Below are 12,528 nucleotides of genomic sequence, written 5' to 3'. Positions count from 1 at the left end.
AATAGTTTTTATTAAAATAAAGTATTAGACTCAATAGTAGCTACGCAATTATTATACAGTTAATAAGAACAATTCTGAGAAGATGTACGAAGTAATAAAATGGGAGAGGAATAATTTGAATCAAAATAAACCGATAGAAACAGAAGAAAAAATATCTATCATACAAAAAATGAAAAAATGGGCTAGAAACTTAAAAAAACAACTTCTTGTACTTTATTTGGCATATCGAGATGAAAGAGTCCCTTGGTATGCTAAATTATTTACAATGCTTGTTGTTGCGTATGCTTTTAGTCCTATAGATTTAATCCCAGACTTCATTCCAATCTTGGGGTATCTTGATGATTTGATTCTTGTACCATTAGGTGTATACTTGGCATTAAAACTTATTCCTAAAGAAGTGTTGGAGGATTGTAAAAGAAAGGTAGAGGAAAGACAGACAATAAGCAAACCAAAGAATTGGATAACAGGCATTATTATCATTACTCTCTGGATCCTTGTCTTTGTATGGGCTGTAAAAATTGCAAACCTGATTATTTTCAGGATGGAAGAATAAAGAAAGGTACAGAGTATATACAGCTAGATATGGAGGTATTAATGAGCTCTCTCCAAACAGGGCAAACATATGGAATATCCGATGCCTATGTAGGTATGACTGATAAAGTACTAACCCGTGTAATTTTTATAAATTAATATATGTATTATCTTATAAAAAAAACTCAGCAGGATTTATTCTGATGAGTTTTTTTGTTTATATAATTTATCAGTAATTATTCTTTTTTCTCCGGCTGATAGGAAAGAATAACGACACCTGAACTGGTCGTTCTTGTTTCTATAAGTTTTAATGCTTTTGTATTGTTCTGGTCTTTAAAGAGACGCTTTCCGCTCCCTACGATAACGGGATTGACTATAAAGTGATATTCATCAATGAGGTCATGTTGCATTAATGTTTGTGTAAGATCACTGCTGCCATAGATTAAAAGGTTCTGACCAGGCTGTTCCTTCAGTTTCGATATTTCTTCTACAATATTACCCTTGATAAGATTTGCATTCCATTCGGTTTTTTCCAAAGTTGTTGAAGCAACAAATTTAGGCATGCTGTTCATCTTATCAGCAAAACCTTCTTCATCAGTCATAGAAGGCCAAGCAGCTGCAAAACCTTGATAGGTTACTCGCCCTAGTAGAAGAGCTTCACTTTCAAACAGTAAATTGGATTGAAACTTTGCCACTTCTTCATTGAAGTATGGAGCAGTCCAAGCTGGTTCCTCAATGACACCATCTAGTGAGAGGTACATCGATACAATTATTTGTCCCATTTTGTTCTCCTTTAGTTTTAAATTGAGATTTTTACATATTGGTAACACAATTATTAATTCTTCAGCTAGAGAAATTCTCCCTTTTTAATAGTTTCGACAAAATATATTTATGTGTGTTTCGGAATAAACTAATATATATTAATAACTTTGAAATATTGTATAACTTCTAATTTTTATGCATTATTGATTAGAATTGCTTATTGCGCTAAGGAATCAGGATAGTGTGGCGACCGACTAAATAGTTGCTTAGCCTCAATTATTAGAAGGGAAGTTCTATCATTTCGCGAATTTATTAGACATAGACGAGTGCTATAATTTTCTATATATACATAAAGAGGTGACTACGCATGAATCAAAGACCATCAGAAGAAGAATACGCTGGGAGCTCCGGCGAATATATCCGTTTGGTGCCAGACGGTAACATCATCGACATTCTGCTCGCTCAGGAAAAGCAAATGACCGAGTTCCTGGCATCGTTGACCGAAAGCCAGGCCGCATATCGGTATGCGGAAGGAAAATGGACACTGAAAGAAGTTGTGGGCCACATTACAGACGCGGAACGTGTCATGACCTACCGCCTGCTCCGGTTCGCAAGAGGGGACCAGACGCCGCTGACCGGTTTCGATCAGGAATTGTTCATGCCTCCTTTCGGAAGCTGGACAATCGCGCAACTCGCCGAAGACTACCAGGCCGTCCGGCAATCAACGATCACATTGCTGCGCGGGCTACCGGCGGAGGCGTGGAACCGCAAGGGTACAGCCAACAACCTAAGCATTACGGCGCGCGCCCTCGCGTACGGCATCGCAGGACACGAACTTCATCACATGGGGGTCATCCGAAACCGGTACTTGAGTTAATCGTCGGCTGAGGCCTTTTGAATGGAACTAACACCTTTCATACAATCTTAGATACCGTTCTTATTGGGGCCCGCCCCACAACCATCAACTTAAGGATTTAGACTATTTTTGAAATTGAAAGCACGTTACTATTCTCTTATGTTAATGAGAAAGGGTGACGTGCTTTTTATGATTATGCACTAAAAACAAGAGTTATCTTTATTTGCCGAAGAGTTATATCGATTTTTCTCATTTTGGGGTATTTGTTTTTCTTAGATTGATGGTGATGGGGCACTACTCTATAATGATCAAATTAAAATTTAAAATAGTTATAGAGACTCCATTTCTCGGAAATATTGTAACTATTAAGTTGTAAAAAGATATAATGGGAGGAAGTTTTTCTAAATCAAAAAAATTGATTAATAAGTTGCATAATAAACTCACTAGCGTATATACTATAAACATCAAAAAAAGTTGATGAAGGGAAGTGAACTACAGTGGCACAAAATTTTCAGTTATATGAGAAAAAGTTTAAAGCGTTGGCTGATCAAAAACGTTTAGAAATCATGTATGAACTTTGCCAGCGAGGCCAGACTTGTGTATGTGATTTAACAGAGATTTTTGAAATGACGCAATCTAAATTGTCCTATCATTTAAAGATTTTATTAGATGCAGGTTTAATTGTAAAAGAAACAAAAGGTACGTGGAGTTATTATGATTTAAATGATGCGGAAGTGAATAATTTGTTATCAGAAGAATTGTGCTGTATCTTTAGAAAAACAGGCAAAGGTAGTTGTTGTTAAAATTTTGCGTTATTAATCAAAAAAAATTGATTAATAACATATAAAGAGGAGGAATAAGCTATGAGATATGTTCATGTCGGTATAAATGTTACGGATTTAGAGAAGTCTATTGAATTCTACGAAAAGGTATTTTGTGTGTCACCAGTTAAGGTGAAAGTAGATTATGCAAAATTTTTATTAGAGACGCCAGGACTTAATTTCACGCTAAACGTACGAGATGAAGTGAAGGGAAATCAGGTAAATCATTTCGGTTTCCAAGTGGATACAGCTGAAGAAATTACGTTACATAAAGAAAGATTAGAAAAAGAAGGTTTCTTTGCGCGTGATGAGATGGATACGACTTGTTGCTATGCGGTTCAAGATAAGTTTTGGGTAACGGATCCTGATGGGAACGAGTGGGAATTCTTTTATACAAAAGCACAGAGTGATGTTCATAAAATAGAAGAGGCACCTTGTTGCACGACTTCTAACGTAGTAGAACAAAATTCTTGTTGTTAATAGGAGATGGAAAATAAAATGAAACGTTTATCTTTTCTAGATCGATATTTAACACTATGGATTTTTCTAGCTATGGCTGTTGGGATTGGTTTAGGGTTTGTATTTCCTAGTGTAGTAGACGGATTGAATACATTACAAGTTGGAACAACGTCTATCCCGCTAGCTGTTGGTTTAATTGTCATGATGTATCCACCGTTAGCGAAAGTTCGTTACGAGGAAATGGGCCGCGTATTTAAAGATGTAAAAGTATTGGTTTTATCTTTAGTACAAAACTGGATTATTGGTCCGGTACTTATGTTTGTGTTAGCAATTATTTTTCTTCCTGATAAGCCAGAATACATGGTTGGTCTCATTATGATTGGGTTAGCACGTTGCATTGCGATGGTAATTGTTTGGAACGATCTTGCAGATGGGGATAAAGAGTATGCAGCAGGTTTAGTGGCTTTTAACTCAGTATTTCAAATGTTATTCTTCTCCGTTTATGCATACGTGTTTGTAACAGTCATTCCAGAATGGTTAGGGATTGAAGGGGCTATTGTCGATATTACAATGGGAGAAGTAGCGAAATCAGTATTTATCTATTTGGGAATTCCTTTTATAGCAGGCATGTTAACACGTTTTGTACTCGTTAAGTTAAAAGGAAGAGAATGGTATGAAAAGGTGTTTATACCGAAGATTAGTCCACTTACATTACTTGCATTATTATTTACAATCATCATTATGTTCTCTTTAAAAGGGGAGATGATTGTTAGCGTACCATTAGATGTGGTAAGAATAGCGATTCCGTTATTAATCTATTTTATTGTAATGTTTTTTGTATCTTTCTTTATGGGAAGAAAAATTGGTGCAAACTATCCGGTGACGACAACGTTAGCATTTACAGCAGGTAGTAATAACTTTGAGTTAGCAATTGCTGTAGCAGTTGGGGTGTTTGGTATTCATTCAGGCGCAGCATTTGCAGCAGTTATCGGACCATTAGTTGAAGTACCTGTAATGATTGCACTTGTAAACGTTGCTTTTTGGTTTAAACGTAAATATTTTAATGACCAACCAGTCTAAATATAAAATAAAGGTGGAAAATACCATGGAAAACAAAAAGACAGTCTATTTCTTATGTACAGGAAATTCATGCCGAAGCCAAATGGCAGAAGCGTGGGGCAAACAATATTTAGGTGATAAATGGAATGTATATTCTGCAGGAATTGAAGCACATGGAGTAAATCCAAATGCAATTAAAGCAATGAACGAAGTAAATATCGACATAACAAATCAAACATCAGATATAATTGATGCAAACATTTTAAATAGTGCTGATTTAGTCGTTACGCTGTGTAGTCATGCGGATTCTGTTTGTCCATCTACTCCGCCGCATGTAAATCGTGTTCATTGGGGATTTGATGATCCAGCAGGAAAAGAGTGGTCCGAATTTCAACGTGTTCGTGATGAAATTGGTGAACGTATAAAGCGATTTTCTGAAACAGGGGAGTAAATAAAGGAAAGAGTCAATCTTCTATCTTATAGGGGATTGACTTTTTTTTATTATGTATTTTATTTACTTATCGCATCGCTTTAAAACCACTCTTGAAAATAATACAGAATATTATGTGAAAGTGGTAAAGTTAGAATAGAACAGTTTAAAAAAGGGGATGTAACGTATGATCTGTGAACTAAGCAAGAATGATTTTTATAGGTGTAATAGTTTAGTGAATGAACAAGGTCAATTAGAGGTACGTGCTGTAATTGCAGGAGTGAACCCTGGTCGTATATTTGTAGATAATAGTACTGCTCCTAATTCGGGACTTATTTGGTTAGGTAATAATGATGGATTCTTCTTCATTGGAGATTCTGCAAATGAAGAGTTTAATAAAGAAATGAATCATTTTATTAATAATGTAATAGTACCTGAGGCGAGGAAGGTAGGACTAGATTGCTTTGAAGGAATCGGTAATCATTCAAAATGGAACAAAACAATTGAAAGAATATTTCAGCACCGTAAATTAAAGAGTTGGAATCAAAGAGTGTATACGCTAAGAAAAGAGGATTATGACAATCATCATGAGCCTAAATTTGAACAGGGATATACTGTGCTGAAAATGAGTAAAGCTCTCTATGAAAATAATAACAATACATTTAAGAATATTGATTTTTTACAATCAAAAATTTTAGAGTTTTGGTCTTCACCGGATTGTTTTTTCGATGAGGGAATCGGTTATTGCGTTGTTTATGATGATCTAATTGTAAGTGTATGTTTTTCAGGTTTTGTATTTGCAAATATACATTGTATAGATATGGAAACGATAAAAGGTCACCAAGGGAGAAAATTAGCTCAAAAGATAGCGCATAGTTTTGTGAAAGATTGTTTGGAGAATGATATTATTCCATATTGGGACTGTATGGAATTGAACAAGCCTTCTGTTGCAGTTGTGGAAAATGTAGGGTTTACAAATGTATTTAACTATGTGGGATATTATTTTTTATTTGAATAATCTAGGTATACTTTACAATTTACACTTTGAGGTTGCCCAATCATTATATATATCTACAATTTAAAAAAGAAAGCATATGAGGTGTCCGAAAATGAAAATACAAATAGTATTGTTTGATGGTTTCGGAGAACTTGTCTCTTTCGCACCGTTTGAGGTACTGAAAAGAGCGATAGAAGAAGGGGCTCCATTTACAATTGAATTCGTTTCGAGTGAACAAAAACAAGAAGTTACGACTTCATTTGGAGTTACGGTTAAACTACATGATTTTTTACGAATGGATAATAGGCCAGATTTGTTAATTGTACCTGGTGGTGGCTGGAATCATAAAGCAGAGCATGGGGCACGAAAGCAAGCAGAGCTTGGTACTTTGACCGAAATGATTAGCGAGATGCACAATGCAGGAACAATTGTTGCTGGTGTGTGTACAGGAGGTATGCTATTAGCTGCCTCTGGTATATTGAACGGTCGAAAGGCAACGATGCACTATTTGGCACAGGATGAAATGAGTGAATACGGGGCAGAGCTTCTTCATTACAGAATTGCGGATCAAGGGGATATTATCACTGCAAGAGGAGTTACTTCAGGAGTTGATTTGGGACTTTGGATCACGGAAAGATTCGCAAGCCCTAAAATTGCGGCTGCCGTTGAATACAGAATGGAATATGAGAGGCGAGGTGTTGTTTGGAAGTAATTTGACTTCTTTTTTATCCCGCATTAACGGGCAGTAAGACTCCCACCACAAAATTCAACGAATGGGAGGGTTGCCCGTAAAAAACCAATGGATATGTACTAATAATCAGTGGGGGTGACAAAACTCCTACTGATTAAAGTTTCATTTTATAATTTTTCACCTTATTAAAAGTAGATTTGTTAGAAAGGATAATCATTTATTGATATAATGAATGGATGCGTGGCAGGAAATAGATAGAAAGATACTGCTAGTAATTTATACTTAAAATGTAGGGAGATTGAACAGAGTTATGGGGACAGAAAAAGAAATTAGTTCCGCTAAATTAATATGGAAGATGACGCGCCCACATACATTAACGGCGACGTTTTCTCCTGTAATTTTAGGAACAGTGGCATCACTTTATATTGCCAAAATTGATTGGCTGTTATTTATTGCGATGATGGTTGCATGTTTAGCATTGCAAATAGCAACGAACTTATTTAATGAGTACTATGATTTCAAACGTGGATTAGATACCGCTGAATCCGTTGGCATCGGTGGTGGAATTGTCCGTCATGGATTGAAGCCAAAAAATGTGTTAACAGTTGCGCTTTTATTGTATGTAGTAGCAGCTTTTATTGGCATTTATATTTGTATGAATAGTAGTTGGTGGTTAGTGGTTATTGGTTTAATTGGGATGGCAGTTGGCTATTTATATACAGGTGGTCCACTACCAATTGCGTACACCCCGTTTGGAGAATTAGTTTCTGGATTGTTAATGGGGACATGTTTTGTACTCATTGCTTTCTTTATTCAAACGAATACTGTAACGATTGAAAGTGTATTGATTTCCATTCCAATTGGAATTTTAGTCGGTGCAATCAATATGTCGAATAACATCAGAGATATCGAAGAAGATATTAAAGGTGGAAGAAAGACATTAGTAATCCTCCTTGGGAGAGAGAAAGCTGTGGTAACACTAGCGGTAGCCTTTTTCATTGCGTATTTATGGATTGCCGTAATTGTATTAATGGGTTATATAAGCCCTTGGGCATTAGTTATGTTCCTAGGTTTGAGAAAGCCAATTTCTGCGATTCAAAGTTTCCAAAAAGGGGCAAAGGATCCCGGATATATGCGCATCGCAATGAAATCAACAGCAATGACAAATACGATTTTCGGCTTCTTATTGTCAGCAGGATTATTAATTAGTTATTTGTTTTAAATAAAAAATATTGTTACGTGACTAAACCCCAATTTCTCGATTTTAATATGGAGAGATTGGGGTTTTATTTTTATAGCGTGTATTTTCCCTTTTAATCAAAAGCAAACTTTAAAAACAAATAAAAATATCAAGCATGTGAGCATCAAGAACGGAAGTGCATGAAATATACATCTTTAGCTTGATGGGTATGTGGTGGTACCCCTATGCCAATCAAGCTAATATTTTGAAATGCCCCAAAAACGAAAATTTTATCTTTTCATAGGTGTCCATGAGAGTTGAACTCATTTTTTCGTTTTGGGGTAATTTTGAATTCTTAAATTGATGGCAATATGGTGAGACCCTTTAATCATAATTAGCATTATGATAATCGTTATTTAAGCTGGGCACTCTTCCATGGGGACGATATTCTATGTGAAAGGTATTATGTTATTACTTGTACTGAGGCTCTTCATGTTCAATTTGTTGAAGACGAGGATTTAAAGATTCAATAATTTCTTGAGTTTGTTGTGCTGCACCTTTATATAATTGTTTTGCTTGCTTGTTATCAGTATCAAGAACAAATCCTTCTAGGCATGCTTGAGCACTCTTTAATCCAGCGATAGTTTGTTTAAGTTTAGTACTTACTGTCATGTAGTATTCCTCCTTGTAAATGTACTTCAAAATATAGAGTGCCTATTTTATTATCATTGTACGACTTCCAATTTTAGGGTTATGCGAATGAGAAATTTTATAGTTAATCATTCAAAGAGGGATTTTTTTAGCTAATAGATGCATGGAATAGTTTTGTCCCAATAACAAAAACTAACAGAAATAAAACGATAATATATAAAGGAGATTAAATGTGCTGAAAAAGATAAGAAGAATTTTCCGAGTATTCCTCTTTTTATTTATCGGTGGATGTTTAGTTCTGTTTGTTTGGGGTGAAATTGACAGAACGATAGCAGAAAAAAATGGGGTATTTAGCCAAAATTCTAGTCAATACCCTATGCGTCAAAGTGATATTATTTTGTATACAGATGGGAAACAGTTAAACAATCAACTATTCTCAGATATAGAGCAAGCAAAGCATTACGTGCATGTTAACTTTTTTTCTATTGCTGATGATAAAGTAAGCCATCAGTTTCTAGAGTTATTGCGGAAAAAAAGTCAAGAAGGTGTAGAAGTATACTATGCTTTGGACAGGTTAGGTGGAATTTTACTAAAGAAAAAGGAAAGAGAATTATTAGTTGAAAAAGGAGTTCATTTTACATATTACAATAAACCTGCTTTCCCTTATCTTTTTTCTTCTTTGGATCATCGGAATCATCGTCGTATTTCAGTTATTGATGGAAAGGTTGGTTACATTGGTGGATTCAACATTGGAAAGAAGTATTTGGGAGAAAAAGAAAAACTTGGTTATTGGAGAGATTATCATCTTCAAATACGAGGAGAAGGAGTTCAAGATTTAGAACAACAATTTGTATTAGACTGGAAGAGAAACTCAGAGAAACCGATTCCGATACACAATGCGGTAAAGGAAAAGGGAGCAACCTCGCAACGATTTACTGCATATTATAGTGGAGAAAAACTTGGGCAAGATTATAAAATGCTGTTTCAACAAGCAAAAGAATCCATTATTATATTAACACCTTATTTTATACCAAAAGACAGAACTATTTGGAATGCATTAGTAGATGCAAGAAAGAGGGGAGTCCGTGTCAAAATTCTATTCTCACCTCATTCGGATGCACTATTAGTTAAAGAAGCAGCATATCCATATATCCGAAAAGCATTAAAACAGGGGATGGAAGTATATGGTTACAAAAATGGGGTGTTACACGGTAAAGTATTTTTGATTGATGAAAAAGTATTGATGGTTGGGACCGTGAATTTTGATTCACGTTCGTTTCATTTAAATGAGGAAATGAACTGTTATATTCATGACCCTATCTATATTTCGAGAATAAAGCCAGTGATTAATGCAGACTTACAAAATTCAAAGCAAGTAACATCCTCTGACGTCAACCAATTATCTATAAAAGAAAAAATAAAAGAAAAGGTTGCAAAAATGTTTGAGTATTATTTGTAAAGACAATGTATTTTTATACTTGGATAACAGGGGCTATATGCTTAGTGATTTTACATATTTTCCATGGAATCAGCTGGGCAGTTGCTACAAGTTCAATAGAAAAGGCTGTGATTGATGTATTCCACGATCTCTTCGTGGAGAAGCAATGGCATGGCTTTAGGACCAGTATTAGATCTTTGGGTAATAAAATCATTTTCATTCTATTATCTATTTCTTCTATGTACAGGATTAGCACTTGTTGCATTCATACTTGTACTTGGTACAAAAATACCATCAATTCAACATGCATCAAAAAAACGCTAAGCAAAAATACAATAAGCTGCCCATATGGACAGCTTATTTACATAATTTTCGTTACAGGTAGTTCATTATTTATAAGTTAAACTCATTTATTTTTTACTCTCTTTACTTGACTTTGTTATGGAAGAAAAAGTATAAATTACAAGGGCTAACCAAATAAAGGTAAAAGCTATAAAATGAGCTTTTGTTAACGTTTCGTTATAAAGAAAAACACCGGCTATTAGTGACAGAGTTGGTGAAATATATTGGAGAATACCAAGCATAGATAATGAAACTTTTTTAGCACACTTTGTAAATAATAAAAGTGGTAGAGCTGTTACTATGCCACTCCCTATTAATAATAAACTGGTTGAAACAGAATTGAAAAATTGTATTTGAGATTGAAACATCAAGTAAGTCAAATATACTAACGCAATAGGCGAAATTACCATCGTTTCAAGTGTTAATCCAATGACTGAATCTGTTTTAATCATTTTTTTGGCTAAACCATAAAATCCAAAGGTAAGCGCCAAACTAAGAGAAATCCAAGGAATCACACCATAATGGAACGTTAGTGTTAATACACCAATGCCTGCTAATATAAATGCAAGAATTTGAGAACCACTTAACTTTTCTTTTAATGCGATTACACCGATTAACATACTTGTTAAAGGATTAATGTATTGACCAAGACTTGCTTCTAATATTTTTCCATTAAGCACTGCCCACATAAAGATACCCCAGTTTGAACTAATCAGTACAGAAGCAATAATAAGTGACAAAACTAATTTTGGATTTTTAACAATTTCTTTCATGAATTCAACATATGTAGACCATTTCTTCATGAAAAATAAAAGTACAAGCATAAAAATAAAGGACCAAAAGACTCGTTGTGCTAGAATTTCTCCTGAAGATACGTGTTGAATAAGCTTCCAGTAAATTGGAGTAATACCCCACATAATATAAGAAAGTACTGCAAACACAATGCCATCTTTTTCATTATTTAATTTCATTCTGAGCCTTCTTCCTAAATATTTAAGTGTTAAATTACCTGGTTTGTTTTAAATAACTATTAGTAGTAGGGTAGCAGGGAAAGTAGTGGTGTAATCCACTTTTTCTTTTTCGATAACTCTATTCATTTTTTATACATTCCTATCCTGGCATGGTTTTTGGGTTATTGGATTAGCAGAAAAACTGTATAAAATCTAGTATACTCCTAGCATGTTGTTTTCTTAGGTTGATGGCGGTATCCCATCAACCTAAGAAAACAGGTCACCCCAAAAATGATAAATAGGCTTTTTTCACAATAAAACCTAAAAATTTCGTTTTGGGGGTGTTATAAAACTTTATCTTGATGGAAATGGGGCGGTACCCCTGATTTTAAGTTAAAAAAACCCCCGGAAATAAACCTTTTATAAATATGATTATTTTATTTCGAGGGGCTCCTTATAAATCTTAGCTATATATTTTACGAAATCAATGACGGGATAGTGTATGAGGGAACGGTGCTGCGTAAAACGGATCCCTTCTTTTTCCATTTTTGAAATGAGTTGTTCAATTTCCAACTCTTTTTGTTGTATCCTATTATAATTTTGATATACAATGTTTTTCCATTGATAGGAAGAACCGTGAAAAAAATTCTCCCCTTTTACCCTGTGACTAAATATAATTTCTATTTTTTCTCTTCGTTGTTTTTCCTTCATATGCGCTTCCGTTGACTGCATATTTATCGCCTCTTCCCTTTTTGTTGTATACTGTTTCACAAAATTTGGTCTAACTCATCATAGCCAATGTGTATTAAGCTTGTTGGGAATTGTCGTTTAAGGCTATCTCATCAACTATATTTTTTTCAAGCGCTTAATCTAATATATTGGATTATAATCTTACGTCTAAATAAGTTGATAGTGTATATAAAACACTATCAATCTTTATTATAAAACGATTCTTTATAGGCATGCACCTTTTTACACTCACCAAAATTTACAACATGACGAGTATCTTTATCCATGAATGTTATTCTGTATTTACTGAGGTTAGTTTTTATTTTGACTAACTAACATATTGTTTGCCTCAATATCTATTTTATAAAAAAGAAAATAGATGTAACGGTCCCTCTTTTGATAAAAAAATCCTATGAAAATATAGCACTCTTAAAGAGTTTTGTTACAAGTTTGCTATGTTTGATTTAAAAAAAGGAAAGTAATATTTATTTGTAGAAAATTTTTAGAGATAAAAATAAGCTGAATATTCATGGTAAGAAAAGGGGGCACTTATATGCTAACAAATGATTTAGATTTCCGATTAGAACCACGTTTAAAAGAACTGTATGAACAACATAAAATAAGAGCGCAGA

Annotated in this window: 14 protein-coding genes and 3 pseudogenes; 13 read left to right on the top strand and 4 right to left on the bottom strand. The window is 34.4% G+C overall.

The window, feature by feature from the left end; all coding sequences use genetic code 11:
• Positions 1 to 115: 115 nt before the first annotated feature.
• Together HMPREF2590_RS18260 and HMPREF2590_RS29180 are read left to right on the top strand one after the other, a co-directional pair.
• Positions 116 to 553, top strand: coding sequence for a YkvA family protein (locus HMPREF2590_RS18260; protein ID WP_001075128.1), 438 nt, complete (start codon positions 116 to 118; stop codon positions 551 to 553).
• Positions 514 to 678 (top strand): annotated as a pseudogene (locus HMPREF2590_RS29180) (IS4 family transposase); the annotation flags it as partial. The gene HMPREF2590_RS18260 and the pseudogene HMPREF2590_RS29180, both read left to right, overlap by 40 nt.
• An 89-nt stretch (positions 679 to 767) precedes the next feature.
• Here the strand turns inward: HMPREF2590_RS29180 and HMPREF2590_RS18255 are convergent.
• Positions 768 to 1,313, bottom strand: coding sequence for a dihydrofolate reductase family protein (locus HMPREF2590_RS18255; protein ID WP_050821975.1), 546 nt, complete (start codon positions 1,311 to 1,313; stop codon positions 768 to 770).
• A gap of 347 nt (positions 1,314 to 1,660) precedes the next feature.
• On the opposite strand from HMPREF2590_RS18255, the gene HMPREF2590_RS18250 reads away from it, so the two are divergent.
• The 8 genes from HMPREF2590_RS18250 (at position 1,661) to menA (ending at position 7,828) form a co-directional block, all read left to right on the top strand.
• The gene (locus HMPREF2590_RS18250; protein ID WP_001076310.1) at positions 1,661 to 2,170 is read left to right on the top strand and encodes a DinB family protein; all 510 of its coding nucleotides are present in this window, start codon (positions 1,661 to 1,663) and stop codon (positions 2,168 to 2,170) included.
• Between the two features lie 476 nt (positions 2,171 to 2,646).
• Complete coding sequence (arsR, locus tag HMPREF2590_RS18245) at positions 2,647 to 2,952, top strand: arsenical resistance operon transcriptional regulator ArsR (protein WP_000068188.1); 306 nt, start codon at positions 2,647 to 2,649, stop codon at positions 2,950 to 2,952.
• A gap of 60 nt (positions 2,953 to 3,012) precedes the next feature.
• Positions 3,013 to 3,450 (top strand): ArsI/CadI family heavy metal resistance metalloenzyme, encoded by a 438-nt coding sequence (locus HMPREF2590_RS18240; protein WP_050821974.1) that lies wholly within the window; start codon positions 3,013 to 3,015, stop codon positions 3,448 to 3,450.
• Between the two features lie 18 nt (positions 3,451 to 3,468).
• Positions 3,469 to 4,509, top strand: coding sequence for an ACR3 family arsenite efflux transporter (arsB, locus tag HMPREF2590_RS18235; protein ID WP_000826557.1), 1,041 nt, complete (start codon positions 3,469 to 3,471; stop codon positions 4,507 to 4,509).
• Positions 4,510 to 4,534: 25 nt separating this feature from the next.
• On the top strand, positions 4,535 to 4,939 hold the full coding sequence (gene arsC, locus HMPREF2590_RS18230; protein WP_050821973.1) for an arsenate reductase (thioredoxin): 405 nt from the start codon (positions 4,535 to 4,537) through the stop codon (positions 4,937 to 4,939).
• Positions 4,940 to 5,105: 166 nt separating this feature from the next.
• On the top strand, positions 5,106 to 5,936 hold the full coding sequence (locus HMPREF2590_RS18225) for a GNAT family N-acetyltransferase (RefSeq protein WP_050821972.1): 831 nt from the start codon (positions 5,106 to 5,108) through the stop codon (positions 5,934 to 5,936).
• A 91-nt stretch (positions 5,937 to 6,027) separates the two neighbouring features.
• Positions 6,028 to 6,627 carry a DJ-1/PfpI family protein gene (locus HMPREF2590_RS18220; protein ID WP_000701557.1) on the top strand — a complete coding sequence of 200 codons (600 nt, stop codon included), beginning with the start codon at positions 6,028 to 6,030 and terminating at the stop codon, positions 6,625 to 6,627.
• A gap of 289 nt (positions 6,628 to 6,916) precedes the next feature.
• Entirely contained in the window at positions 6,917 to 7,828 is a 912-nt protein-coding gene (gene menA, locus HMPREF2590_RS18215; protein WP_000536355.1) for a 1,4-dihydroxy-2-naphthoate polyprenyltransferase, read from the top strand.
• A 429-nt stretch (positions 7,829 to 8,257) separates the two neighbouring features.
• Here the strand turns inward: menA and HMPREF2590_RS18210 are convergent, their stop codons facing one another.
• Positions 8,258 to 8,458 (bottom strand): DUF1657 domain-containing protein, encoded by a 201-nt coding sequence (locus HMPREF2590_RS18210; protein WP_000218933.1) that lies wholly within the window; start codon positions 8,456 to 8,458, stop codon positions 8,258 to 8,260.
• A 211-nt stretch (positions 8,459 to 8,669) separates the two neighbouring features.
• Between HMPREF2590_RS18210 and HMPREF2590_RS18205 the strand changes: the two genes are divergently transcribed.
• Entirely contained in the window at positions 8,670 to 9,896 is a 1,227-nt protein-coding gene (locus HMPREF2590_RS18205) for a phospholipase D-like domain-containing protein (RefSeq protein WP_050821971.1), read from the top strand.
• Positions 9,884 to 10,193: pseudogene (locus tag HMPREF2590_RS31115) on the top strand (MFS transporter); the annotation flags it as partial. The gene HMPREF2590_RS18205 and the pseudogene HMPREF2590_RS31115, both read left to right, overlap by 13 nt.
• 92 nt (positions 10,194 to 10,285) lie before the next feature.
• Here HMPREF2590_RS31115 and rarD read toward each other — a convergent pair.
• Both rarD and HMPREF2590_RS18195 read right to left on the bottom strand, forming a co-directional pair.
• Entirely contained in the window at positions 10,286 to 11,188 is a 903-nt protein-coding gene (gene rarD / locus HMPREF2590_RS18200) for an EamA family transporter RarD (protein ID WP_050821970.1), read from the bottom strand.
• A 411-nt stretch (positions 11,189 to 11,599) separates the two neighbouring features.
• A complete protein-coding gene (locus tag HMPREF2590_RS18195) occupies positions 11,600 to 11,899 on the bottom strand; it encodes a hypothetical protein (RefSeq protein WP_001191994.1) in 300 nt (99 codons plus the stop codon).
• A 550-nt stretch (positions 11,900 to 12,449) separates the two neighbouring features.
• Here HMPREF2590_RS18195 and HMPREF2590_RS18190 point away from each other — a divergent pair.
• Positions 12,450 to 12,528, top strand: a pseudogene (locus tag HMPREF2590_RS18190) (acyl-ACP desaturase); the annotation flags it as partial.

The sequence above is a fragment of the Bacillus sp. HMSC036E02 genome, from assembly GCF_001836235.1.
In the GTDB taxonomy this organism is placed as follows: Bacteria; Bacillota; Bacilli; order Bacillales; family Bacillaceae_G; genus Bacillus_A; species Bacillus_A cereus.
The sequence above is the reverse complement of the archived record's forward strand: the minus strand, read 5'-3'. Positions and strand labels throughout refer to the sequence as shown.

Bases quoted from the DNA above. Each gene is read 5' to 3' on its own strand.
- HMPREF2590_RS18255 (WP_050821975.1), bottom strand. From the start codon at position 1,313: ATGGGACAAATAATTGTATCGATGTACCTCTCACTAGATGGTGTCATT.
- HMPREF2590_RS18250 (WP_001076310.1), top strand. From the start codon at position 1,661: ATGAATCAAAGACCATCAGAAGAAGAATACGCTGGGAGCTCCGGCGAA.
- HMPREF2590_RS18240 (WP_050821974.1), top strand. From the start codon at position 3,013: ATGAGATATGTTCATGTCGGTATAAATGTTACGGATTTAGAGAAGTCT.
- arsB (WP_000826557.1), top strand. From the start codon at position 3,469: ATGAAACGTTTATCTTTTCTAGATCGATATTTAACACTATGGATTTTT.
- arsC (WP_050821973.1), top strand. From the start codon at position 4,535: ATGGAAAACAAAAAGACAGTCTATTTCTTATGTACAGGAAATTCATGC.
- HMPREF2590_RS18225 (WP_050821972.1), top strand. From the start codon at position 5,106: ATGATCTGTGAACTAAGCAAGAATGATTTTTATAGGTGTAATAGTTTA.
- HMPREF2590_RS18220 (WP_000701557.1), top strand. From the start codon at position 6,028: ATGAAAATACAAATAGTATTGTTTGATGGTTTCGGAGAACTTGTCTCT.
- menA (WP_000536355.1), top strand. From the start codon at position 6,917: ATGGGGACAGAAAAAGAAATTAGTTCCGCTAAATTAATATGGAAGATG.
- HMPREF2590_RS18210 (WP_000218933.1), bottom strand. From the start codon at position 8,458: ATGACAGTAAGTACTAAACTTAAACAAACTATCGCTGGATTAAAGAGT.
- rarD (WP_050821970.1), bottom strand. From the start codon at position 11,188: ATGAAATTAAATAATGAAAAAGATGGCATTGTGTTTGCAGTACTTTCT.
- HMPREF2590_RS18195 (WP_001191994.1), bottom strand. From the start codon at position 11,899: ATGCAGTCAACGGAAGCGCATATGAAGGAAAAACAACGAAGAGAAAAA.